Source organism: Desulfotomaculum defluvii (assembly GCF_054657375.1).
Genome location: NZ_BAAHYV010000007.1, coordinates 959,218 through 982,312 on the forward strand (window position 1 = coordinate 959,218; position 23,095 = coordinate 982,312).

The window sequence follows — 23,095 nt, forward strand, 5'->3', positions numbered from 1 at the left end:
TTAGAAAATTAAATTGGCTTGGTCCCTTTCATCTGGTCATCAGATTCTTTTCTGAGTTTAGCTTCACACATTGTGCAAAAAGATACAGACTTTTTAGGTTTGGGGATAAAATCGTCCTCATCATCCCAAGGGTCTGAGCTTTTTTCTATAACAATAATTTTCCCACACATAATACAGCGTAACTCTTTCTCCTGTTTCTCCTTCTCCATATCTGACACCCCCTGTAAAGTACACCCAAATGGGCAAATTAGTAAAATATTTCTTTAAAGGGCGGCAAAAATCCTTCCTAATTATCTGATAAAGATCTAAATATCACAAATATAGAGAATAATGATAACTTCCTGCACTACTTTACCATATTATGGTTAATGAAGTCAAAAAAAGAGACGGATATAAAAATCCGCCTTTCAGTATTTCTGAACGAAATACCTTAATGAGAAACATTGATATGGTAGGACTACTCCTCAGTTGCAAGCTTCACCAAACGGTCAATTAACTCCGGAAAACTTATCCCAGCAGACTTAGCAGCATCAGGAAATAGGCTGGTTGCTGTCATGCCTGGTAAGGTGTTAACCTCAAGGGCATATGGCTCATTCTCATGAACTATAAAATCCACACGACCTAGACCCCTACATCCAAGGGCTGAGAAACCTTTAATGGCAAGTTCTTTGATTTGTTCCTGAATATCCATAGATATCCGCGGTGGGATTATATGATCACTCATTCCAGGAGTATATTTAGATTGATAATCATATACACCAGTTGCCGAGGTTATTTCAATCAACGGTAAAGCTACTGGATTATAATTACCCAGAACAGAAGCAGTAATTTCAGTACCAGAAATAAATTGTTCTATTAACACATCTTGATCATAATTTAATGCAGACTCTATTGCTTCACCCATCTTATTCTCTTCATGTACAAAAGTAATACCAATGGTAGAACCCTGGGTATTAGCTTTAACCACTGAGGGTATACCCACCTCTGCTACAACTTTAGTTGCCACAGTATGCAAGCCGTGAGTCTCTACTTCCCTTTTTGTTATTACAGTAAAGGCCGGCGTCGGTATACCTTCCATTTTGAATACTTTTTTAGTAGCTATTTTACTTATGGCCAAGGCACTGGCAAGAACTCCACTACCTGTATAAGGAATATTTAACATCTCTAGCAAACCTTGAATGGTACCATCTTCTCCATATTTCCCATGCAGGACTAAAAATGCCAATTCAACTTTTTGGCTCTTAAGCTCTTCTACCAAATCATAACCCACATCTATTTTTACTACATCATTGTAGCCAGCCGACTTAAGTGCTTGATATACTGCTTCTCCACTCTTTAAGGAAACCTCTCTTTCTGCTGAACGTCCTCCGTATAAAACACCTATGCGCATGTATTCCTTTCACCTCCCGAGTTTTTGCTACTTTACAATGCATTTTATTATATTCTGAGGTATTCTATAAAATCCTTGCCATAATTTAGATGTTTTTTTCTGTTTAATAAATATATGTAGTTTCAGTGTCCAAATATACCCCTGCTTTAAATATAAAAAACCTAGGAGTATATACACCTAGGTTAATGGCGGGGGCACTAGGACTTGAACCCAGAACCAACGGTTTTGGAGTGTGAATCAGTGCCTTTGGTATAGCTAGGCGAAATTGCTAGAGGCTTGTCCTATAAGGTTTTGTTTGCTTAGTCATTGGTTCCTGTTAAGTTTAATTTGGGGACATTTTGAAAGTAGTGTCCCCAGATTGTCCCCACTGTCCCCGCTCATAAATTAAGTTAAAAAGCACGGCATTAAATGACACAAGAGAACTTATGCAATTGTCTCAATTACGACAGCATATGCAAAAAATGTAATTTAATCCTTAATTACCCATAATGGTAAAAGAGTTGAAAATATTAACTAGAATATTTTTATAAATATATACATTATGGGGTGGTGTCTAGTGGGTAAAAAATTACTTATTGCTTTATTCATAATGTTTGTTCTTATAATAATGTGGAGCACTAGGTTGGATTACCTAGCATCAAAGAATTATAACACAGGAGTTACGAAATGGAAAATAGATCGTTGGACTGGTCAAGTTTGGATAGAAGAATATAAAAATAATTTTGTAGATGAAAGGCCTCCACTTAATAATATAGAGGAATCATTAGCCAAAAAAAGTGATTTCAAGAACAAACTTGTTAATAAATTAGATTTCCCTTATATACCTGGAGAGAGAGTTAACGAATATTTAAACAGATATTCTCAAAACCAAAACGGTTCATATGTGTACGTCCAAAATACTGCAATAGCAATCATGGAAGATGAAATAAAAATTTGGTTGTGGAAAGAAAGAAAAATGTATACCAGGATATGGCTATCTTTGTTAACTGGAACTATTCTTAATATTTTTTATTGTTTATTGCTCCTACATAAAAACAATACTAAGGGAACAATGAGATTCACATAACAAGCTAGCCAGGGCCCTCTTTAGGCATGACAAACCATATTATACCATTAGGCAAGTGATTCTCCAACACATTGGTATTTGCTCTCCTTTAATAACCCCTAGTGCCCCTGTCTCGAGGTTATTCGTTTTGGTTTTTTGAGTGAATAATTTATCGTACTATGGGCAAGGTGAAGATATTGTCATATTTTCGCAATGACATACTTGGGCAATATTACCATGTTTAGTTCGTGCTATAGTTTGATATAATAATTTTCATATTATAGGAGTAATATTTCGGTGCTTTCCTTATTGTTTAAAAAGGGAGGAACCGAAAAATAGAATTAATAATTATTGGCTTTGACATACAATCTATGTTAGTGTTTCTGATGCTAATAGAAAGTATTGAGCTTAAAATAAAACCAAGGAAACTGAAAACGATTATCTACTTAATTTTGATAAACATGGCTTTCGGGTCTACAAATGCTTTGTAAGTAACAATATCTTTGTACCGAAATGTTACTCCTGCTTATAGCTATTAAAAAAACAAGCTAAAGTAGGAGTAACATTAAAAGTATAATATATTAGTAACACATTATAGAAACTGCATTTACGCAGTTTCTTTGTTTTATATGAGAATAAAAACCCACCGGGTGGTGGGTTTTAAAATGTAACCTTGAATAGATCTTCAATTTCTAATTTAAATGGAATAATCTTTTTGAGCTGCTCTTTAGATCTTTGAGAAAAATCCATTATTGTAACACCCGACAACCGGTCAGTTTGAATTGCACGACGAATTAGAACACCCTCTATATCATCAGCGCAATATGATGGTTTAGGGAGTCCAATGGATACATAAAGAATGTCATGGCTTTTGTCGTAATTTAGCGTTAACTTTTTTTTACGGGCGTTCATATTTTACACCCCTACCATTAAATGTGGTTGCCTGTGTTGTCGTGCTTTTTATAGGATATGATGTAGTAACATCACCTGTTCCGGTAGAAAAATCAACTACCACCTTCATTATTGAAAGAGACCCATCGCTTGGGTGATTGCAGAGTTCAAAATAGTTATCTCTAGTATCTGGCTTAGTCTTATCTTTGAGTATATATTTAGGGTTTTCTATCACTTTCTTTACCAAGGCTTCCTGTTTATACATCTCAGGGTGACTTGTTATAATGTGTTTGTTCCATGTCCTTGATTCTAATCTAATTTCTCTACCGAGTGGGTCTGTAGTAGAAAACACAAGCACTACACCTCAGTTCGGTTTGCTTTTTGCAATTCACTTAAAAATTCTTTGTTGGGTTCTATATTAATTACTCCAAAAAGACTTTCATAGTCGCGTATATTTTGGGTAAGTGCAAGCAAGAAGGCTTTAGCATGCTGAGGGCTCATTATTATTTCAGCAACAACTTCATCAGGATTAACTGATTCGGCCTGGTTTCCGCCATTTCTATTTGCAAAGGCAAATCTTATATCAAAAACACTCATTTGCATGGCAACTTGATTTGAGTAAGCTGGTGTTACTTTAATACCTTCCATATATATTATCGCCTCCGTCCAAAATATGTTATACCCTTTCTTCATCTTATTAATAAATCCTTTAATTTTTTACAAAAACTTTCGACATAAAATAACAAAAGCCCCCATCTCTCGGCAGAGGCCTCAACCTAACTATGTACTACCCTATCACTTAATTCATCTTGCTTGGCATCATTGAACCTGTCCACCGTACTTAAATACCCAGTGATACGCCTAACCCGTCGAATATCAGATTTTGCCCAGGTCTTTACTTCTAGCTCTTCAGGGCTTACCACTGATATTTCAATAGTGGCTAATTCCTTGCCCTTTGCTTCAAGGCGTTCCTTATCTTCAGCTATTATGGTATCAATTTCCTTCTGACTGACATTTCCATTGGTAATTATCATCATAATCTACACCTCGCTTTAAATGTATTCTATCATTACAAGATTACACAAATGTTACGGAAAAATTAAAAAGTCTTCCAGAGTAGATTGGTCTATCCTTGATTTTACCCTACCAAGATGATTAAGTTATCAAAAAGTCTCTTTGCCTCCCCGGATCCCCCTCCCCTTAACCCCTTCTACTCCCGGTAGAAACCCAGCAATTCCAAGCAAAGGACAAGTAAATCCATACATCTGTGCTTTCCAACCGTATGAGATAGCGTACAGTTTAACGTATGGATTAAGCGAGGTTGGCGTATGGTTTACAGATATTCGTTTCCCCAAATTTGGGGAAGCTAACCCAATTCAAATCTGAGTTCACCTAACTGTAAACCATTTAAATATGCTAAAAAATAAAGGATGCTGCTTTAATCAACACCCTTTAACTTCTTTTTACAATGTCATCCCCGCTGCCTTGGCCACCCACTCAATGGCCTTCCAAGCAACCGAAGCAACCACCGTAACGCAACCTAGCACTGTGGTAATGTGTATCATACTAGCCACCTGCCCTTTACCCACTGCTTGGGCAATGTAACCCGCAAGCCAACCAACCAAGGCCACAAGCATAAGCTGTATTATGGCCGCACCTGGACCGCCTGGGGAGAATGTACTACCCACAACCTGCGTCAACGACGTTGCAACCGTAGCAACTGGCATAGCTTCCTTAAATGCCGCAAGCTGAACACCAATAGAGATAAAAGCACCACCAGCAAGACGCATTAACTTTCTAGCCTTCATAATACCTTTGCTATTAGGAGTAGCATACCAAGCAATTATTTGCATAAGTCCATAACCTCCTTCTTAATCCCGTCTAACAGGAACACCTTAAAGTTAAGATCCGCATTGTTCCGTTCCTTAATTAGTTGGTTAATGTGAACTGCCCTTGTCGGCGAAGTAGTAACCACTAGAATAGCTGGAAAGCAATCAGTTAATTTCACCCACCACCAGCGGCCATAGTACCCACTCTCAAAAAGCTGGTTATACTTCTCTACCTTATCAAAGGTATTACATGACCGATCTAATTCGATAAACATAAACCTGTGCTTGCATGTGACGGTATTCTTTATAGCAACAAAACCGTCCGTCCTTAAAATGCCATAGTCCTGTTCATAAGTAAAACTCTCCAACCGCTCCCACGACTTACAGGTCATGGCCAGCCATATCCTAACCCAGTTAAGGGCTAGCAGGTGTTTAATTAGCCCTGGCGGCCGATCCGGGTAGTAGGTATAAATACCGTCAACCTTTTCCCTCTGCAACCGTTTCCTTTGGTAGAGTTTTAAGAGCCGCTCCTGTGCTTTCCGTCTACCATATGTCATGCTATTAAAGAACAAAACCCGGATTTGCTCCGTATCCAATGCCCTGTATTCTTCCACTGCCCGAACCAAGCAATTATCTCGGTAATAACCTTTTGCCCTCTGGTTCAATGTCCCACCCCCTTGTTTTACCTGGCAATATTCTTTTAGCCTGGGCTAGCGGGAGAAATGCCGTCTGCACTTCCATAGTGGTAAGGCCATACTTGAATATTCCTCTACCCTTTATCCCAGGTAAATGTGCCGCTTGGCTGCAAGTCTCCCCCAATATCATCCTGCTGCTTATTTCATCCGGCACCTGATAGCACAAACGGGCCGTAAACATTGCCCTGGTATCCCCGCTAACTACCTTTGTAGATGGCCTTTGGGTAGCTGCTACCACCGATATTCCCACAGCCCTAGCAAGCCTTACAATGCGATCTATAAGATATAAAACTTCCTCATCTTTAACTTCTGCCAGTTCATCCACAACCAGCACAATAAAAGGCATATCGTCCCCACTATAGTCCTGCACCTTAACTACCCCGGCAGCCTCAAGGGTATCAATTCGCCGTTCCATTTCCCTGTTAAGGGCTCTTAATAATTTTCGCGCGTCCTGCTCCGTCCGGGTCACAAGGCAATGCTCTTTAAGGTAGGCAAATTCCAGCCGCTTTAAATCCACAATAGCAACCTTGCCCACCGGCATTAGGCTATGAATAAGTACATGAAGGAAGTTGCTTTTACCATAACCAGGGCAACCGGCCACAAGCAAATGAGGGCTTTCAGCAAGATCAAACACCTCCAATCCTCTTTGAGAATATCCAACCGGCACAGGTAAAGCCATCTTTTTATATTGCTCCGGCTCCCATTCATAGGCCACCAAACGGGGTAAAGCACCTGTCATTATGTCCATGTGTAGGTTCCCATTTGTCCGATCCATGGTCACCCATCCTTTGACGGCATCGGCAAAATAGTCCTGCCTACGTTTAATCTGACTAAAGGCTATACCTGGGGGCAACGTGAAAACTAAGTGCCATCCGTAGTCTGTTTTTCTCTTGGCTGAAATAACAGGCTTCCGGCCATCAGGTGTAACCAGCCGTAGGTTATCAATGGTATCTAGCACAGCACCTATAACCTCATTGCCCTTCCTGTGCCTCCAAAGGGAGCGGGTTAATTGGACAACCTCTGCAAGTACGTTTTTCTCTGGTTTAGAGAATAGAAACACCTCCTGTTGGTGTAGATACCTATTTTTTTGTGTATATACCTTGATGTATGTTTGTCGGCTTGTCCTTAATGCCTGGAAATAAATAACTCCTGCGTTGCCTTATTCATCCGCAGGAGTTAAAAAGAATAAATCTTCCACCCTTTGACTTGTAGCAATAGCAAGCAACAGGGCTATGGTTATACCGGGTTCATATTCGCCTCTGACTACCTGCCCTAAGTAAGTACGATTCACTCCTATTTCTTCAGCAATCTGATTTTGACTTTTTCCAGCTAATTCAAGGGCATTTTTTATGTCGTTATGAAGTAATACCTTGTCTTTTTTATAAATCCGAGGTTGCTCTTTTTTAAATTGCTTTAGCCAATCTGCCAGTATCTTCTCTAAAAAAACACTTTCAGTAAGCCTTGGATGAAGAACCTTTAAACACCTATAAACCTGGTCTAAGGTGTCAACCATATCTGATGGCAGTTTAATTTTACTAAAGTCCATTTGACTCCTCCCTCCATGTCAATGCGAACCAACCTTATGCAATGTATATGCACAATAGACATGGTAAATACTATCCTATGGAGGTGTTAAAAATGCTCTCCCTTATTTATGCTGGTAGCGGGGACTATAGCAAGGACAGCTATGACATTAACAAAGCCGCCGAACACATAGCAAAAATAACATCCGAAAAGAAAGATAAAGAAAGGGAGTAACCACTATAAAATGGACCCTATGGAATGAACACTTGAAAAAAAGTGTTTTACCCATAGGGTTCTTTTTTTGTACAATCATAGCAACAGGAGGAAGGATAAAGTGAGCAAAATTATATTTTCATCCGATGACATCAAAAAACTGGAGACAAACCCCTATGTTGCTAAGGTTTCTGAACGTTCCATCACATACACCAATGATTTTAAGCGTTTGTTCATTGACCAATACTTGAAGGGTAAGTTGCCTCGAGCTATATTTACGGATGCTGGATTCGATATTGATATTATTGGAGTAAAACGATATGAGCAGGCTGCTTACAGATGGATTAGGTCCTATAATGAAGATGGAATCTTAGGACTAAGAGATACTCGTACAGAAAATTCCGGTCGTCCACGGATTAATGAACTTTCACAAGAAGAAATTATTACCCGCCAGGAGGCAAAGATAAAGTTACTCGAGGAGCAAATAGAACTGCTAAAAAAGTTAGACAAAATCGAAAGGAGGATGGTAAACACAGGAAAAAGTCTCGCAACAAGTGATATATTGTCAATTCTCAAATTAATCTAGCTAAGATTCTCAAAATAAATTAGTGTATCCTTCCTGAAACTAGCCCGTTATTCGCAAATTAATTTAGACTTCCCTAACTAATTATCAAATTAAATTAGTACGTATCCAAGTCCGGTTTTGGGGTAAAAAGAAAACCGGGTATTTCACCCGGAATCTCACTAAATATTTAATTCATTTTGTGCATGATAAATGGCTTCTTCATCAATACTTCTTTGATTTTGGTTACAGGCGTAAATCATTGCATTAGTCAGTAAACTATTGACCACCCTAGGTATGCCATTTGAATTAGAATAAATAACTTCATAGGCTGCCTCAGTAATAATATCCTCTACCAGTCCGGCCAACCGCAGTCTGCTGTTACAATAATCTTTAATTTCTTCCTGCCTTAAGCCTTGCATAATATGCTTAACAGCAAGTCTTTGCCTAAGGGGTTTGTTAATATTTAAACCTAGCTTGTTACGTATAGGTGGTTGACCGGCTAAGATAAGGATAAATGGATTTTGTGAATCCATTTTAAAGTTAAAGATTAGCCTTAAATCTTCTAGTAGCTTGTTTGAGGCCATGTGTATCTCATCTAAGATAATTACTGGTGTTATCCGATTATCATAATACATAGAACTGATTGCCTGCTGAATCTGGCGGAACATTACCACCCTCCGATTAGCCGGTTGCTCACCAAGTTCTAGAGTTAGGGCTTGGTAAAACTCTGATAATGTAACAGTAGCCAAAGAAAAGTAACAGTGACGATAGAGGGATGGATTTAATTCAGTAACAAATTTACGCAAAGTTGTGGATTTACCTGTTCCCGGTTCTCCCGCCACTAATCCAATGCCTCTGGTTTGCTGTAAATATTTCAATCTATGTTCAAGTTCCAATAAATCTTGGCTGATGAATAGATTCTCAGTGGGTATCTCTTTGGTAAAGGGATTGAATTTAAGACCAAAATGTTGAAGGAACATTAAATATCACCAGCCTCATTAGTTTTTTTAGAAAGACTTGCAAAAGAAATGCTACTGCTGGGAATGAGAGACGATGTATCAGTGTTAGTAGGGCTGATTTCTAAATCCTCTTTTTTGCTTGATGCTGCCGGACGTCCACGTCTTTTTACTTTGGAGTTATCATAGAAATTGATCATTCGGGCTTCCCCTACAAATTTGCCACCTTGGTAGAGGGGTAATGTTCTTTGGGGAACAGACAACCATTCCGGTTCAAACCGCACCTCTACCTTGGAGTTGGCTAAACCTTGGTCAGTTTCATAAAGTACTCTGTTTACTGATAAAGTAGCATCATGGTTTACCTTGCGGCCAATACGCATTAAAAAATGTTCTCTCAATAACTCGGGGTCAGAATAAAGCTGCACCTTATGGGCTTGAGACATAAAAAAATCCAAGGGGCTTACCCCTAGGGTACTGTGAGTTTTACGATGATAATCTTCTTCAAGCCATCGCCAAAAGAGCAAATTTAATTCATCCACGCTCGTAATTTTAGTAGGATCGATGGTGGATAAAAAACGCTGGCGGACAGTAAGAAAGAACCTTTCAACTTTCCCCTTAGCGTTCGGCGTAAATGGGGCAGCATGAATTAATGAACACCCTAACCCAGCACAAAGCATAGCTAACTGATTAGTGCGATAAACCTTACCGTTGTCGGTGTAAATCATTTTGGGAATTCCTCGTCTTAGTATAGCTTCCCGCAATGCTGTACGCATAGCTGTGTAGTTCTGGGTATCAAAAAACTGACCATGAGTAACAATCCTTGAGGCATCATCTAAAAATACAATTAGGTAGGTTTGCTTTTTAGACTTACCTATCCTAATGTATGGCCCATACATAATGTCGGCTTGCCATAGCTCGTTAATCGATTGGTAAGAAAATCTTTTAAGTTCACGTTCTTTCTCCTCCGGGTCTATGCCTGCTGCTAAATCGGGATTAGCGGCCATAAACCGATAAAAGGTGGCCTTAGATAATTTGTTAGGGTCAAAGGCGCCATCTTTAACCAGTTCTTCATACAATAACACTGTGGTTAACCGAGGTTTTTCTGCTCGTTTTTTCCTGATGGCATCAGCGATTTCAAGGCTTACTTTACGACTCTTGCCTCGATCAGAGCGGTGACCAGGTTTTAAAGCCTCAATTCCACCTCGGCGGTACTCAAAGAGCCAAAATAGCAGTGTCTTTGGTGAATAACGCTTTAAGCCGTAATATGGCATATCAATGGGTTCACTGCATAGGGCTTTAAAATATTCTGTTTGATTTGTGATCTGGCCATTTAATACGGGGCTAATCAGAGAAAATCTTTTTAAAGCAATATTTTCTCTATCCTCTGTGGAAAGCACAACAAACACACCTCCGGCAATCTTTAAATTTGCGGGAGATGTTTAACCGGCTAAACTTATCCCATAGTCTGAAGGATACCATTAGTCTCTGCAAGGTACTATGCAAAAGTTCTGTTTTTTACCCATCTCTTCAAATTTTTAGAATGATTGGTTTTCTAAATGGCTAAACTAATTTTAGAGATGGGCCATAAAGGAACTGTTGCATTGTGAGAAAAACCTTGTGGAGAAGGCTTGGATTGTATTGAATCCGGATATCGCAATGTTCAGCACCCTTTTGGCCTTTTCTTTTTCTTCAATTTCATCTGGTAACTTAACCTCCGGCATTAAATGTCGTAACACTACTTGAATGAAGTTCAGGTTGCTTTTAAACCGACGTCGGTAGAACTGTAAGTGTTGCCTTTGCCAATCGACACTAGCCATTAGGGATTTAAGAAAAGATACGATATTAAATACCTGACAAATCAAGTTCGCCCAAATAAGGGCTAGGGTATATTGATAATATGGAAGGCAGAAGGATGGTAAGTAAGAAAAAGTGTGACCACATCTTGGGCATAAGTATCTCCTAATCATAATTCGTTCGTTAAAATTAATTGAAATAACATTTCGTATGTAATATCCGTATGGTCTGGGTGGGATAGGTATCCTGCAATCTGGATGCAAACAGGTTTCTGGTCTTGGAAAAGAATATGTTTTTCCGGCATTAAAGTAGTCCAGTGGAGTATCTTCAGTATAAAAAATGAGTTGCAAGTTTATCACCTCACAACTCATTGTTCCCAAGATTAATGCCATTATATTATGAGAAAAAATATCACAATAGTTTAGCCGTTACCTGATTCGTAAATTATTTAATTAGTTTATTGTTAACCCTTTCTGGCTTATATAAAATGAGGATTTACAATATATTTCAGTTAATTAACGACACCATTTCAAAATATAAAATGAAGGGTATGGTATCGTATTTCTGTGATATGTTGGGGGTTTCACGGTCTGGGTATTACAATTACTTGTCGTCTGAAGAAACTCGACAGTTACAGGAAGAAAAAGACCTCCATGCAAGGGATATGATTCTTAACGCCTATTACAAGCATGGATACAAGAAAGGCTCACGTTCAATAAAAATGGTATTAGAACAGGAATTCGAATTGGTGTTTAATAGAAAACGGATACAAAGAATCATGCGTAAATATGATATTAAATGTCCAATCAGGAAGGCTAATCCTTACCGACGGATGGCAAAAGCCACAAAAGAACATAGGGTAGTTCCCAATCTTTTAAATAGACAATTCAAACAGCGTATTCCTGGAAAGGTACTTCTAACTGATATTACATATCTTCCATTTGGTGTATCTAAAATGGCCTATTTATCAACAATTAAAGATGCTTCTACAAATGAAATTCTTTCTTATCATGTATCTGAGCGCATCACCTTAGATATTGCCACAAAAACCATTGAAAACTTGATAAATCATAACAGTGAACTACTGCATTCTGAAGCATTTGTTCATTCCGATCAAGGATGCCATTATACCAGTCCAACGTTCCAGAGGCTTCTCAAGAAATATGGTTTAGGCCAATCTATGTCTAGGCGTGGCAACTGTTGGGACAACGCTCCACAAGAATCCTTCTTTGGTCACATGAAGGATGAAATTGATTATCGAACCTGTAATACGTTTCAAGAAGTAGAAAAACTAATTGACCACTATATCAATTACTATAACAACCATAGATATCAATGGGGATTAAAAAAGCTGGCCCCTGTACAATACAGGAACCAGCTTTTAGCAGCCTAATTCTCTTTTTTAAACTGTCCTTGACATAGGGTCCACTTTAAAATTACCTGTCCCTTTACTTTAGGTATTTTTTGTCCCGTGAAGTCCCTTTTGGTGACGTGTGTCCCCAAATCGTCCCCATTATGCCACCGTTACGCAAGTTATAGAAATAAAGAAACCCAGCAAGCCTTGTGCTTACTAGGTTTAACTGGCGGGGGCACTAGGACTTGAACCCAGAACCAACGGTTTTGGAGACCGCTACTCTACCAATTGAGCTATACCCCCGTATTTTGTTACTTCCCTCAACGCAATTGTAAGTATACCAAATGTCACACCTTCCGTCAACATATATTTATTATTATTATTTATAGGAATTTTATACTTATTAAATTCTTGATTTTTCTATTATGACAGAAATAGGTAGGTTTATGCCCTCAGCCAATTGAATATTTATTTTTTTTTTGTTCATAATACTTTTGGAGAAATATTTAAAAGGAGGAATGGTCTTTTGGCTAAACCTGACGATAGAAGTGATAATGTAGAAAAACTTCAAGAGATGGTTCAAAACACTATTCAAAATCTAGAAGAAGCCCATGAAACCCTACAAAATGATTCACTAAGCCAAGAGCAAAAACAAGCTATTATAGCAAAGAATAAAAGACGCGAAGAAAGTATCGAGTCTTTTAGAAGTGAAATAAAGGATGAATATCGAGACCAACATTAAGGACCCGCTCCTGCTCACTTCAAAAAGGATAGGCAGGTGTTAATAATGGGAAGATTTATTAACTATGTACCTTCTAATAAAGACGTAGAAATAGCCACAGAATTACAACCTGAAACTCGAAAAATAAAATTAATATCACCTCAGGAATGGACCTATTGCGAAAAAGAAAAAGAACTTATTGAATTTGCTAAACGCAACACTGAATAGCAAAGAACCCGGGGATTCCCTGGGTTCTTTGCTATTTAAAGAAATAATGAGTTACTCTAAAATCCTATTAATTATGCCTGATATGTCGATAATTATGGTTGACATCACGGACATCCAAAGAATTTGAATCTGTATGAAGATGACCTCCTGAGCCTGTCAGAGTCTGATTACGATCATAAATAAATTTTAGACCCTGTAGAGTTAGGAAATGATTTACTATATCTATAGTCGAAGTTTCTTGAGCCATAATCTCTGCAAAACCACCAGTTGCAACCACCTGAGCATCTGTGCCCATTTCCTGTTTCATGCGTTTTACCAAAAATTCTACCTGCCCAGCAAAACCATAAATAATTCCAGACTGCATGGCAGTAATGGTATTTTTCCCAATAAGAGCTGCAGGCTTAGATAGTTCTACTCTTGGTAGTTTAGCTGCTTTTGTGTATAATGCCTCTGCAGATATACCAATACCTGGTGCAATGGCCCCTCCTAAATACTCTCCCTTGGCTGTTACACAACAGAAGGTGGTAGCAGTTCCAAAATCTACAATTATCAATGGTCCGCCGTAAAGGGTATAAGCTGCCACCGCATTGACAATTCTATCTGCACCAACCTCTCGAGGGTTGTCCATCTTAATATGTAGACCATTTTTAATCCCGGGTCCTACCTGAATAGGAGATAGGTTGAAATATTTTTTAGATACTAATTCTAGAATTGGATTAAGAGGTGGAACCACTGAGGAAATTATAATCCCTTCTATATCCTTCATATTAATATGGGACAAAGTAAATAGTTCTTTTAATAATACACCATACTCATCGGCTGTTCGATTTCGGTCAGTGGCCAATCTCCAATTGGCAATTAAGGACTTATCCTCCAAAACTCCAAAAACGATATTGGTATTGCCTATATCTACTGCTAGAATCAAGGCTTTCCCTGCCTTTCTGAAATTGACAATTGATAATTAGGGATGTTTACAAAAATTAGCTAGCACCATGGGTTTCATGGTTAATAACCTCACTAATTTGATTCTTATCATCTACCATGACGATCCTAGGTTTGAAGTTCCTTGCTTCCTGAGCATCAATTGCCGTATAAGATATAATGATAACAATATCACCAGGCTGGACATGACGCGCTGCGGCACCATTTAGGCAAATAATACCGGACCCTGGTTCTCCCTCGATAACATAGGTTTCGAGTCTCGCTCCATTATTATTATTAACTACTTGAACCTTTTCATTAGGTAAGATTCCTGCAGCATCCATTAAATCCTTATCAATGGTAATGCTACCAACGTAATTTAAATTTGCTTCGGTTACAGTTGCCCGGTGAATCTTTGATTTAAACATAAATAAAAACAATTTTCACGCCTCCAAAACAGCGTTATCGATTAGTCTTGTGTTTCCAAAACGAACTGCCAAAGCCAACAATACCTTACCTGACAAATGTTCAATCTTAGTTAGGTTAGGCAGGGCCAATATTTCAACATAATCAACATTTGCAAGAGGTTCTTCAAGGATATTGTTTAAGACTGCAGTTCTTAATCGATTGATATCCTTTTCACCGTTGGCTACTAATTCTTGGGCTAAATTTAAACTGCGAAACAATACTAAACCTGCCTTCCTTTCCCCTGGGGATAGGTAAACATTACGAGAACTCAAAGCTAATCCATCAGGCTCTCTGATAATAGGAACATCTACGATCTCAGTGTTCATGTTTAGGTCTTCAACCATTCGTTTTATAACTAGTACTTGTTGAAAATCCTTTTGGCCAAAAAAGGCTGCATCGGGCTGAATAATATTTAATAATTTAGTAACCACCGTGGCAACACCTTGAAAATGACCAGGTCGTGACTTGCCGCACAGAGATTCACTAACCCCAGTTACATTTACATAACTGCTAAAGAACCGTGTGTACATTTCTTGTGCCGTCGGAGCAAAGATAATGTTCACCCCAGCGTCTGCAGCCAAGGTTGCATCACGGTCTAAGTCTCTAGGATAGGCTTCATAGTCTTCATTGGGTCCAAATTGGGTAGGATTCACAAATATGCTAAGGACTACCACGTCACAACGCTCTTTAGCTTGGCGAACCAGGGAAAGGTGCCCTTGATGTAAATAGCCCATGGTAGGAACTAATCCAATGCTCTTTCCCTCAGATCTTATAGTTTTTAATAATAATCTAACTTCTTCAATTGTTTTACAAAGTCTCATGGGCCACCTACCTATAAAAGTCTTAATACTTGAGTTTGCGATAAATTTAGTTACATTTAATTAATATAATTTTTTTAATTCTTCCTCTTTCATATTAAAGACGTGTTCCGGACCTGGAAAAGATTTGGCTTTAACTTCTTCTACATAGCTAGAGCAAGCCCCTATGATTTGTTCCTTTAAATTAGCATATTGTTTAACGAACTTGGGAGTAAAGTCAGAGAACATACCCAACAAGTCGTTGATAACCAATACCTGACCGTCGCAATGCACACCTGCCCCAATGCCAATGGTTGGTATTGATAGAGATTCAGATATAGTTTTAGCCAACTGTTGAGGAATGCACTCCAGTACAATGGCAAAGGCACCAGCTAGTTCGAGACTTTTAGCATCTTCCAACAGTTTTCTAGCTGCATCTCCGTCTTTCCCCTGTACCTTATAACCACCAAGTTGATGTACTGACTGTGGAGTCAAGCCCAAATGTCCCATAACCGGAATACCTGCATCGGTTATAGCCTTTACCTTATCTGCTACTTCACTGCCACCCTCTAACTTTACGGCATGGGCTAGACCTTCCTGCATAAGTCGTCCAGCATTTCTTACACTTTCCTCCCGTGAAACATGGTAAGACAAAAAGGGCAGGTCACATACTACCATAGCTCTTTTAACTCCTCTACTTACTGCACGGGAATGATGAACCATATCATCTACAGTCACAGGTACAGTGGAATCATACCCTAGAACTACGTTTCCAAGGGAGTCCCCTACCAAGATAGTATCAATGCCAGCTGCGTCAACCAAACTAGCCATTGAATAATCGTAGGCGGTTAACATTGCTATGGGTTTGCCCTCCTGTTTCATACGCCGGAAGTCGGCAGTGGTTACCCTTTTGTTCATGTTGCTCTACCTCCATAAAGATATTGTTAAGGGCTGTACCCTCCTTTGGTGTAATTCGGCCGCTTTCCATGGCCATCCCCACCGTATATAGTCCCAAATGACGGTATGCCTCCTGGGCACGCCAATCCATATTTTTTAGTGTTTTCATGTGTTTTATTACGGTCGCTCCGTCTCCTCTAGCTACTGGTCCGGTTAGAGCGGCCGCAGAACCTGACTTCATAATATTATTTAGAGTGCCTTGAACTAATGGAAAAAGGGCAGCTAAAGATTGTTCTTCGTTCAGGCCAAGTTTTTGATACATTGAAGTACTTAAATTGATGAGGGAAACCAGATAATTAGAAGCCACCACTGCAGCTGCATGATAAAGCGGTTTATCTTCAGGATTAATTATAAAATATTTTCCTTGTAAATCATCAACTAACTGCTTTGAGATTTCTAAGGCTTCCTTATCCCCTTCCAGTGCAAAACAAGATCCAGGTAGATTTTTTTTGGCACTATCCACATCTGCAAAGGACTGTAACGGGTGTACTGACACTATCCTTGCACCATGTTGTTGTAAAGGCTGCATGATGTCACTACCAAGTGCCCCACTGGTGTGGATAAATATTTGTCCTGCTCGACAGCCTCCTTTTAAGGCTATCATACTGGCAATGGATGCGATCTCCCTGTCTGTGGTAGTAATAAAAACTAGATCTGCTAATCTAGCAGCTTCAGATGCTTGACTATATCTTCTGGTCTGAAGTTTCTCTGCAAGGATATCAGCAGAGGAAGCAGTTCTACTAAAAACTCCAAGTGGAACATAGCCCCGTTCCTTTAGAAGGATACCCAGAGCACTACCTACTTTACCGGCTCCAATAATTACAAAGGAAGGTTTACTTTTCATAAAATTCCTCCCAACTTGAGATCAATTCCTGGGGTAAACCTTGTCTACTAAACAACAAAAACCCCCCGAAGACTCAAGAGGTTCTCATATCCACACCCCCCGTCTCGGTCCATCCGGCTCCAAGCGGAAAAACACCTTATAGTTATGTTTCTTAATTCATGGTTAGGTGCAGTTCCCATTAGGATACTACCCGTCGGTACCATAATTTTTTACCTGCCTTTTATTGGTCTTTCCTCTTTTAACATTAACATTGCGTGAGGAAACAAATTACCAACGTATAAATAGCTGATAATGCAATTATTGTACCAAAGTTGTCACTATTCTGGTAAACCCCAAATAACTACCATATAAATCATATCAGTTTGAAACCTAGTTAACAATAGTTGTAATACAGCAACGTCCATAATCAATATCCATGCCATATATTATTTAAATACCAGTGTTTACTATATAATAAATTTGGCTATTATGCTATGCACCAGGCATTTGAAGGATAATTTTGAATTTTCAAATCTTACACAAAAGTTAAAATTATATTATTAGTCCTCATTTAGACTGTTGCTTATTCGCAACAGTTTGTTGCATATTTACACTTTATTAAATAATTTTGTGTTATAGTTTATTAGCTTTAATAGAGAAACAGTGGATATCCACTGTTTCTCATAATAAATTCTATATATTAGATTTTTGTATAGAATTTTCGGAATACTCTAAATATTACATTGATGCAGATGTTGGAGCTTTTTCTTGAACTAGTGGTTTGCCGAGAGGAATGATAGTTCTTCCATAAACAGTATTAAGAACAACACCCCAAGCTGTATATAAACCAAAGATACCAGCTAGACCCAATCCATTACCAGATACTACTTTCCATGTGCCGCTAAGAACTCCCATATCCATGAATGCTACTACTGGAACGGCTACATCAAGACATAATACTGCTAATAATAAACTTAATGGTGACTTAAAATATCCAGGTGTCCAAGTTACTAATGCTATTGAAAGGGCCAACCATGCCCAACCATCTATACGAGTATCTAGCGTCCAGCCGTTTTGTGCTGCAAAAAATTTAAAAATCAACTCAAGTCCAGTTACAAACATAAAGAAAGCAGAGAAGAAAGTAAATATATTACCACCGACTATATTACCATGGTTTAATTCCATAACACCTACAATAACTTGCACGATAAATCCGCCTAATAGCCAAATACCGAGTAAGGGTACAGCACCAGCTTCTACTTTACCAGTGTGCATAGCGTAGAATGTAAAACAGGCCATTGCAAGGGCAACCAAACCAGCGGGACCTGGGTTTGCCGGTCCGTGTCCGTGAGACATGTAAAAACCTCCTTCAAAATTACAAATTAGTTCGTTTGGACTTTACAAAATCGTAGACTTGATAACCTCCCCCTTTCCATATATTAAATTTAAGGTACTTTAAATATTAGTGATTTTAATTAGTAGCCGGCCCTAATATTGGGTCGGCTACTAAAGTAAGTCATTATTATAATATTTAACTTAATTATCTTTTATTGCTTTTACGCCAAATGTTCATTTTTTGGGCTTCTTTAATTAATTCATCTCTGAATTCTGGATGTGCTACTGATACCAAAGCTTCTGCTTTTTCCCAAGTGCTGCGTCCCTTTAGATTAACAATACCAAACTCTGTAACAACGTAGTTAGTTATGGCACGATGGGTAGTTACTATAGATCCTTCTGTAAGCATTGGACGTATACGGGACCTTAAGGTGCCGTCCTTTGCTTTAAAGGTGGAGGAGAAACACAGGAAGGCTTTACCACCCTTGGAGAAATATGCACCTTCTCCAAAATCTAGCTGACCACCAGTACCACTGATATGTCTTGGGCCGGCTGATTCAGAACAAGCCTGACCAAATAGATCCATTTCAATGATGTTGTTAATAGCAACAACTTTATCATTTTGTGATATTATATGGGGATAGTTGCAATAATCAACAGGATAGGTAGCAATCATTGGATTTGCATGAACAAAGTCATATAATGACTGGGAGCCTAAACCAAAGGTAAAGACTATTTTACCTTTATCAATATTCTTTTTCTTACCGGTAACACGACCTGCTTTTACCATATCAATCATGCCATCCACAAGCATTTCTGTGTGCAAACCTAAATCCTTTAAATCTGAATCTGCAATTGCTTTACCCACGGCATTAGGCATACCGCCAACGCCCAGTTGGATAGTAGCCCCATCTTCAATCAATGGGACAATGTAACTAGCAATCTTTTTATCAAGTTCCGAGATTGGAGCCGATGGAATCAAAGGCATCGGAGAATCATGTTCAACGATGTAGTCAACTTCAGAAATATGAATACACTCTTCATTTCCACCCAAGGCCTTAGGCTGATGTTTATTTACTTCTAAAATTACTACCTTAGCTTTATCTAACATTCTTTTAGTAGATGAGTTTTGTAAACCAAAGTAAAAGTAACCATGTTCATCCATAGGCGAAGCCTGAGTCATACCTACATCTACCTGACAATCACGTTCGTAAATGACGGGAAGTTCTCTAAATGTCATAGGTAGATAATGGCAAAGGTTTTGATCACAAAGTTTCCTATCTATTCCACTGCAATGCCAACTCATAAAATTAAATGATTCTGCTTCAGGATCAACTTTAACAATTTCAGGAACTCCTGAAACCCGCATGAGACTTCTAACTTTAACATCTTTTAATTCTTCTTTTCTAGCAGCAAGAGCTTTATCTAAAGCTATAACTTCACCAGCAAATTGACCATAATCAATCCAATCGCCGGACTTAATTACTTTAACAGCTTCATCAGCTGAAACCAGTTTGCTTTTGTACTCATCCATAAGTGTACTCATGGTAATTCTCCTTTTATATATATTTAATACTACCAAATTTATTCTATTTTGAATAGTCAGTTAGTTAAGTATATTCTGTTATTTAATATATTTGTAATATTTAATGATTTATATTTTATTGAAACGACTAGAACAAAAGATCTAGTCGTTTCAATAATTAACCAAAAAATTTACCTAGCAACAATAAGAGCTTGACCCATACCGCCACCTATGCAAAGAGTAGCTAGACCGTAACGTGAATCTTTGCGCATCATTTCATATAGTAAAGTTACTAAAATACGAGCACCGCTGGCACCTACTGGGTGACCGATAGCAATGGCACCACCGTTAAGATTTAACTTATCAGTGGGTAATTCCAAATCTTTTATAACAGCCAGAGATTGAGCAGCAAATGCTTCGTTGGCTTCAATAATATCCAATTGATCCACAGTCATGCCTGCTTTAGCCAAGGCTTTCCGGGTAGCAGGAATGGGACCTAGACCCATAACGGCTGGGTCAACACCGCCAGTACCTCCAGCTATAATGGTAGCTAAGGGCTTTAAGCCTAGTTGGTCAGCTTTCTCTCTAGACATAACAACCAGAGCAGCTGCCCCATCATTAATACCAGAAGCATTACCAGCTGTCACAGTACCATCTTTCTTAAAGGCAGGCTTTAATTTAGCCAATCCTTCCAGAGTAGTTCCGCGTCTTGGGAATTCATCAGTATCAAATACTTTTGGGTCACCTTTCCTTTGTGGAATCATAACAGGAACGATTTCATCCTTGAATTTTCCACCATCAATGGCTGCGATAGCTTTTTCTTGGCTGGCTAAGGCAAATTTGTCCTGAGCTTCCCGGGTTAAGCCATAGCGTTCAGCAATGTTTTCTGCTGTAATACCCATATGATAATGATTAGTAGCACAAGTTAAGCCGTCTTTTACCATGGTGTCAACAATTTTTCCATCACCCATACGTAAACCATAGCGAGCTTTTTCAATTGTATATGGTACTATGCTCATATTTTCAAAACCACCGGCCACAACGATATCTGCTTCACCTACCATAATATCATTGGCAGCCATGGCCACTGTCTTCAGACCTGATCCACAAACTATATTTACAGAATAGGCTGGTATTTCATAAGGAACACCTGCTTTTAAAGAAGCTTGACGGGCTGGGTTTTGTCCTTGTCCTGCCTGGATAACGTTGCCTAAGATTACCTCATCAACTTGCTTTGCATCCAAACCTACACGACCTAGGGCTTCCTTAACAACGATGGCACCTAAATCAGAGGCAGGGATATTACTTAGGCTACCTCCAAAACTTCCCAATGCTGTCCTTACTGCACTGACGATAACAACTTCCTTACTCATAATAATCAAACCTCCATTTTTTATTTATTCTGAATTATTGGATTGGGAGCTACTTTAAAATTCAAGGAATTTTTAGTATAGACATGTTGTTAAGTGAGATGATTTTAGGAAAAGTTGTTGCATTTAATCGAATTCGTATTAATATGAATTATTTGAATTGTTTTGCAAATAATTATTTGATTAATTCTCTTAGAAACCTGCAAAAAACAGGTTCTAAGAGAATTAATTTTTTAATTAGTAAACTACATTTTAAAGAATGCTACTTTTATAGAGCTTCCTTTAGAATTTCACTAATATCTTTAACTACTAAAACTTCGTCCTTATTTAGGTTTTTAACGCTATCTTCCATCATTACTACACAATAGGGGCAGGCAGTAACCAGAACATTGGCCTCTTTTTGAGCAGCTTCATCAACTTTAAAATCAGAGAAGCGCTGCCCTGGTTCAGTTTCCATCCAGATACGTGATCCACCACCACCGCAGCAGAGGCTATCATTTTTGGATTTATCGAATTCTATTGTTTCAAGACCTGAAACTTGGGCTAATAGATCTCGAGGGGCATCAAATATTTTGCTATGACGTCCTAGGTAACAGGGTTCATGATAGATTACTTTTTTAGCTTCAGTGTTACCAAAGGATAGTTTACCTTCTTTTACAAGGCTTTCAAGTAGTTCTGTGTAATGAAAAACTTCAAACTCGCCACCAAACTCTGGGTAATCGTTTTTAAAAGCTGATAAACAGTGCGGTGAGGTTGTAATAATCTTTTTCACACCATTGTCTTTAAATAGTTTAATGTTGGCTTCTGCCAGCATGGAAAATTCACTTTCAGCACCAATCTTACGAATGGATTCTCCGCAACACTGTTCTTCGTTGCCGATAATACCAAAGCTGACGTTTGCTTTTTTAAGAATTTCAGCGATAGAACGGGCTATTTTTTGACTTCTACCATCGAAAGCCGAGGTGCAGCAGACAAACAAAAGATACTCTGTGTCAGGAGTAAATTTGGGGACATCTAAATCCTTGGCCCAAGCGTCTCTTTTTTCTCTAGGCTGAGACCAAGGGTTACCTTGACTATTAATGCTACCAACTGCTGCCTTTAAGTTCTTGGGAATGCCACCTGTTTCACCGATTACACTACGCATAGCTCGTACTACGTCAGTGATTTTTACTCCGCGAGGACAACGGGTAACACAGTGTCCGCAGGTTGTGCAAGCATATAGTATATCGTCAGTCTCATAACCATCTATACCCATCCTGCCCTGATAAATCATTTTGCGAATATTAAAGTGACTTTTTTCCTCTAACCTACCCCAAGGACAGGTGCCGGCACAGGTTCCACACTGCATGCAAAGATTAATATTTTCGCCACCCATCTCAACAATAGCATCTCTGACTTCTAAAAAATAAGGTGCTGCTTCACTCATAACTTCTCTCCTCCTACATGTCAAAATGTTTAGGAAACTATGTGGTTCCTAGTATCCAATAGTAGCTACGTCCCAAATAGATACTATTGAAAAAATCCCTATATGTATACATTTCTGTATAGGGTACGTACTATAACTGACATCCCCGTATTACTATAATTGGTATAATAAGGCCAGAGTGGTCTTTTGCAAGATTCAGTGACTAAAATCTATATTTTAAAAGGGGCAAAATATATATCATACCTCTGAATTTTTATTATGTGAATAA

The 23,095-nt window shown here is 38.6% G+C and carries 26 protein-coding genes, 1 tRNA gene and 1 pseudogene; 5 read left to right on the plus strand and 23 right to left on the minus strand.

What is annotated here, in order from left to right:
* Positions 1-8: 8 nt before the first annotated feature.
* Together ACYQ03_RS11790 and ACYQ03_RS11795 are read right to left on the minus strand one after the other, a co-directional pair.
* A complete protein-coding gene (locus ACYQ03_RS11790; RefSeq protein ID WP_459910132.1) occupies positions 9-209 on the minus strand; it encodes a hypothetical protein in 201 nt (66 codons plus the stop codon).
* Positions 210-457: 248 nt separating this feature from the next.
* On the minus strand, positions 458-1,390 hold the full coding sequence (locus ACYQ03_RS11795; protein WP_459910133.1) for a D-alanine--D-alanine ligase: 933 nt from the start codon (positions 1,388-1,390) through the stop codon (positions 458-460).
* Positions 1,391-1,946: 556 nt separating this feature from the next.
* Between ACYQ03_RS11795 and ACYQ03_RS11800 the strand changes: the two genes are divergently transcribed.
* Positions 1,947-2,456 carry a hypothetical protein gene (locus tag ACYQ03_RS11800; RefSeq protein ID WP_459910134.1) on the plus strand — a complete coding sequence of 170 codons (510 nt, stop codon included), beginning with the start codon at positions 1,947-1,949 and terminating at the stop codon, positions 2,454-2,456.
* A gap of 639 nt (positions 2,457-3,095) precedes the next feature.
* Here ACYQ03_RS11800 and ACYQ03_RS11805 read toward each other — a convergent pair.
* The 8 genes from ACYQ03_RS11805 to ACYQ03_RS11840 form a co-directional block, all read right to left on the minus strand.
* The gene (locus tag ACYQ03_RS11805; RefSeq protein WP_459910135.1) at positions 3,096-3,347 is read right to left on the minus strand and encodes a hypothetical protein; all 252 of its coding nucleotides are present in this window, start codon (positions 3,345-3,347) and stop codon (positions 3,096-3,098) included.
* Entirely contained in the window at positions 3,334-3,678 is a 345-nt protein-coding gene (locus ACYQ03_RS11810; protein ID WP_459910136.1) for a hypothetical protein, read from the minus strand. Before ACYQ03_RS11810 ends, ACYQ03_RS11805 begins: the two co-directional genes overlap by 14 nt.
* A 5-nt stretch (positions 3,679-3,683) precedes the next feature.
* Positions 3,684-3,974 (minus strand): DUF3467 domain-containing protein, encoded by a 291-nt coding sequence (locus tag ACYQ03_RS11815; RefSeq protein ID WP_459910137.1) that lies wholly within the window; start codon positions 3,972-3,974, stop codon positions 3,684-3,686.
* Positions 3,975-4,102: 128 nt separating this feature from the next.
* Positions 4,103-4,363 carry an anaerobic ribonucleoside-triphosphate reductase gene (nrdD, locus tag ACYQ03_RS11820; protein WP_459910138.1) on the minus strand — a complete coding sequence of 87 codons (261 nt, stop codon included), beginning with the start codon at positions 4,361-4,363 and terminating at the stop codon, positions 4,103-4,105.
* Between the two features lie 426 nt (positions 4,364-4,789).
* Positions 4,790-5,179: a hypothetical protein gene (locus ACYQ03_RS11825; RefSeq protein ID WP_459910139.1), complete on the minus strand. Its 390-nt coding sequence runs from the start codon at positions 5,177-5,179 to the stop codon at positions 4,790-4,792.
* Positions 5,170-5,820, minus strand: a complete 651-nt coding sequence (locus ACYQ03_RS11830; RefSeq protein ID WP_459910140.1) for a replication-relaxation family protein — start codon at positions 5,818-5,820, stop codon at positions 5,170-5,172. Before ACYQ03_RS11830 ends, ACYQ03_RS11825 begins: the two co-directional genes overlap by 10 nt.
* Positions 5,786-6,808: an FtsK/SpoIIIE domain-containing protein gene (locus ACYQ03_RS11835; RefSeq protein ID WP_459910141.1), complete on the minus strand. Its 1,023-nt coding sequence runs from the start codon at positions 6,806-6,808 to the stop codon at positions 5,786-5,788. Before ACYQ03_RS11835 ends, ACYQ03_RS11830 begins: the two co-directional genes overlap by 35 nt.
* A gap of 201 nt (positions 6,809-7,009) precedes the next feature.
* Positions 7,010-7,396 carry a helix-turn-helix transcriptional regulator gene (locus ACYQ03_RS11840; RefSeq protein WP_459910142.1) on the minus strand — a complete coding sequence of 129 codons (387 nt, stop codon included), beginning with the start codon at positions 7,394-7,396 and terminating at the stop codon, positions 7,010-7,012.
* A gap of 312 nt (positions 7,397-7,708) precedes the next feature.
* Here ACYQ03_RS11840 and ACYQ03_RS11845 point away from each other — a divergent pair, with 312 nt between their 5' ends.
* Entirely contained in the window at positions 7,709-8,173 is a 465-nt protein-coding gene (locus tag ACYQ03_RS11845; RefSeq protein WP_459910143.1) for an HTH domain-containing protein, read from the plus strand.
* Between the two features lie 158 nt (positions 8,174-8,331).
* On the opposite strand, the gene ACYQ03_RS11850 is transcribed toward ACYQ03_RS11845, so the two are convergent.
* From ACYQ03_RS11850 to ACYQ03_RS11860, 3 genes are all read right to left on the minus strand, one after another.
* Positions 8,332-9,132, minus strand: a complete 801-nt coding sequence (locus ACYQ03_RS11850; protein ID WP_459907552.1) for an ExeA family protein — start codon at positions 9,130-9,132, stop codon at positions 8,332-8,334.
* Positions 9,132-10,514, minus strand: coding sequence for a DDE-type integrase/transposase/recombinase (locus ACYQ03_RS11855; RefSeq protein ID WP_459907551.1), 1,383 nt, complete (start codon positions 10,512-10,514; stop codon positions 9,132-9,134). The genes ACYQ03_RS11850 and ACYQ03_RS11855 overlap by 1 nt, the downstream gene beginning before the upstream one ends.
* A gap of 165 nt (positions 10,515-10,679) precedes the next feature.
* A complete protein-coding gene (locus tag ACYQ03_RS11860) occupies positions 10,680-11,261 on the minus strand; it encodes a DUF6431 domain-containing protein (RefSeq protein WP_459907550.1) in 582 nt (193 codons plus the stop codon).
* 152 nt (positions 11,262-11,413) lie between these two features.
* Here ACYQ03_RS11860 and ACYQ03_RS11865 point away from each other — a divergent pair.
* A pseudogene (locus ACYQ03_RS11865) lies at positions 11,414-12,295 on the plus strand (IS3 family transposase); the annotation flags it as partial.
* A 188-nt stretch (positions 12,296-12,483) separates the two neighbouring features.
* On the opposite strand, the gene ACYQ03_RS11870 reads toward ACYQ03_RS11865, so the two are convergent.
* Positions 12,484-12,559: transfer RNA gene (locus ACYQ03_RS11870), tRNA-Trp, on the minus strand.
* A 223-nt stretch (positions 12,560-12,782) separates the two neighbouring features.
* On the opposite strand from ACYQ03_RS11870, the gene tlp reads away from it, so the two are divergent.
* Together tlp and ACYQ03_RS11880 are read left to right on the plus strand one after the other, a co-directional pair.
* Positions 12,783-12,998 carry a small acid-soluble spore protein Tlp gene (tlp, locus tag ACYQ03_RS11875; RefSeq protein ID WP_459910144.1) on the plus strand — a complete coding sequence of 72 codons (216 nt, stop codon included), beginning with the start codon at positions 12,783-12,785 and terminating at the stop codon, positions 12,996-12,998.
* Positions 12,999-13,043: 45 nt separating this feature from the next.
* Entirely contained in the window at positions 13,044-13,205 is a 162-nt protein-coding gene (locus ACYQ03_RS11880; RefSeq protein ID WP_459910145.1) for a hypothetical protein, read from the plus strand.
* A gap of 67 nt (positions 13,206-13,272) precedes the next feature.
* On the opposite strand, the gene ACYQ03_RS11885 is transcribed toward ACYQ03_RS11880, so the two are convergent.
* From ACYQ03_RS11885 to ACYQ03_RS11925, 9 genes are all read right to left on the minus strand, one after another.
* Entirely contained in the window at positions 13,273-14,130 is an 858-nt protein-coding gene (locus ACYQ03_RS11885) for a type III pantothenate kinase (protein WP_459910146.1), read from the minus strand.
* Positions 14,131-14,185: 55 nt separating this feature from the next.
* On the minus strand, positions 14,186-14,566 hold the full coding sequence (gene panD / locus ACYQ03_RS11890; protein WP_459910147.1) for an aspartate 1-decarboxylase: 381 nt from the start codon (positions 14,564-14,566) through the stop codon (positions 14,186-14,188).
* Positions 14,567-14,569: 3 nt separating this feature from the next.
* On the minus strand, positions 14,570-15,415 hold the full coding sequence (panC, locus tag ACYQ03_RS11895; protein WP_459910148.1) for a pantoate--beta-alanine ligase: 846 nt from the start codon (positions 15,413-15,415) through the stop codon (positions 14,570-14,572).
* Positions 15,416-15,475: 60 nt separating this feature from the next.
* Positions 15,476-16,309, minus strand: coding sequence for a 3-methyl-2-oxobutanoate hydroxymethyltransferase (gene panB / locus ACYQ03_RS11900; protein ID WP_459910149.1), 834 nt, complete (start codon positions 16,307-16,309; stop codon positions 15,476-15,478).
* Positions 16,215-17,192 carry a Rossmann-like and DUF2520 domain-containing protein gene (locus ACYQ03_RS11905; RefSeq protein ID WP_459910150.1) on the minus strand — a complete coding sequence of 326 codons (978 nt, stop codon included), beginning with the start codon at positions 17,190-17,192 and terminating at the stop codon, positions 16,215-16,217. Before ACYQ03_RS11905 ends, panB begins: the two co-directional genes overlap by 95 nt.
* Before the next feature lie 717 nt (positions 17,193-17,909).
* Positions 17,910-18,527, minus strand: a complete 618-nt coding sequence (locus ACYQ03_RS11910; protein ID WP_459910151.1) for an acetate uptake transporter family protein — start codon at positions 18,525-18,527, stop codon at positions 17,910-17,912.
* Between the two features lie 184 nt (positions 18,528-18,711).
* A complete protein-coding gene (locus ACYQ03_RS11915) occupies positions 18,712-20,052 on the minus strand; it encodes an acetyl-CoA hydrolase/transferase family protein (protein WP_459910152.1) in 1,341 nt (446 codons plus the stop codon).
* 170 nt (positions 20,053-20,222) lie between these two features.
* On the minus strand, positions 20,223-21,404 hold the full coding sequence (locus ACYQ03_RS11920; protein WP_459910153.1) for an acetyl-CoA C-acetyltransferase: 1,182 nt from the start codon (positions 21,402-21,404) through the stop codon (positions 20,223-20,225).
* A 265-nt stretch (positions 21,405-21,669) separates the two neighbouring features.
* Positions 21,670-22,827, minus strand: coding sequence for a (Fe-S)-binding protein (locus ACYQ03_RS11925; protein WP_459910154.1), 1,158 nt, complete (start codon positions 22,825-22,827; stop codon positions 21,670-21,672).
* Positions 22,828-23,095 lie beyond the last annotated feature (268 nt).

What these genes read in the sequence shown, in the direction of transcription:
- ACYQ03_RS11850 (WP_459907552.1), bottom strand. Translation starts at nt 9,132, where the DNA reads ATGTTCCTTCAACATTTTGGTCTTAAATTCAATCCCTTTACCAAAGAG.
- ACYQ03_RS11805 (WP_459910135.1), bottom strand. Translation starts at nt 3,347, where the DNA reads ATGAACGCCCGTAAAAAAAAGTTAACGCTAAATTACGACAAAAGCCAT.
- ACYQ03_RS11910 (WP_459910151.1), bottom strand. Translation starts at nt 18,527, where the DNA reads ATGTCTCACGGACACGGACCGGCAAACCCAGGTCCCGCTGGTTTGGTT.
- panB (WP_459910149.1), bottom strand. Translation starts at nt 16,309, where the DNA reads ATGAACAAAAGGGTAACCACTGCCGACTTCCGGCGTATGAAACAGGAG.
- ACYQ03_RS11790 (WP_459910132.1), bottom strand. Translation starts at nt 209, where the DNA reads ATGGAGAAGGAGAAACAGGAGAAAGAGTTACGCTGTATTATGTGTGGG.
- ACYQ03_RS11925 (WP_459910154.1), bottom strand. Translation starts at nt 22,827, where the DNA reads ATGAGTGAAGCAGCACCTTATTTTTTAGAAGTCAGAGATGCTATTGTT.
- ACYQ03_RS11825 (WP_459910139.1), bottom strand. Translation starts at nt 5,179, where the DNA reads ATGCAAATAATTGCTTGGTATGCTACTCCTAATAGCAAAGGTATTATG.
- ACYQ03_RS11905 (WP_459910150.1), bottom strand. Translation starts at nt 17,192, where the DNA reads ATGAAAAGTAAACCTTCCTTTGTAATTATTGGAGCCGGTAAAGTAGGT.
- panC (WP_459910148.1), bottom strand. Translation starts at nt 15,415, where the DNA reads ATGAGACTTTGTAAAACAATTGAAGAAGTTAGATTATTATTAAAAACT.
- ACYQ03_RS11920 (WP_459910153.1), bottom strand. Translation starts at nt 21,404, where the DNA reads ATGAGTAAGGAAGTTGTTATCGTCAGTGCAGTAAGGACAGCATTGGGA.
- ACYQ03_RS11795 (WP_459910133.1), bottom strand. Translation starts at nt 1,390, where the DNA reads ATGCGCATAGGTGTTTTATACGGAGGACGTTCAGCAGAAAGAGAGGTT.
- ACYQ03_RS11815 (WP_459910137.1), bottom strand. Translation starts at nt 3,974, where the DNA reads ATGGAAGGTATTAAAGTAACACCAGCTTACTCAAATCAAGTTGCCATG.
- ACYQ03_RS11880 (WP_459910145.1), top strand. Translation starts at nt 13,044, where the DNA reads ATGGGAAGATTTATTAACTATGTACCTTCTAATAAAGACGTAGAAATA.
- nrdD (WP_459910138.1), bottom strand. Translation starts at nt 4,363, where the DNA reads ATGATGATAATTACCAATGGAAATGTCAGTCAGAAGGAAATTGATACC.
- ACYQ03_RS11915 (WP_459910152.1), bottom strand. Translation starts at nt 20,052, where the DNA reads ATGAGTACACTTATGGATGAGTACAAAAGCAAACTGGTTTCAGCTGAT.
- ACYQ03_RS11840 (WP_459910142.1), bottom strand. Translation starts at nt 7,396, where the DNA reads ATGGACTTTAGTAAAATTAAACTGCCATCAGATATGGTTGACACCTTA.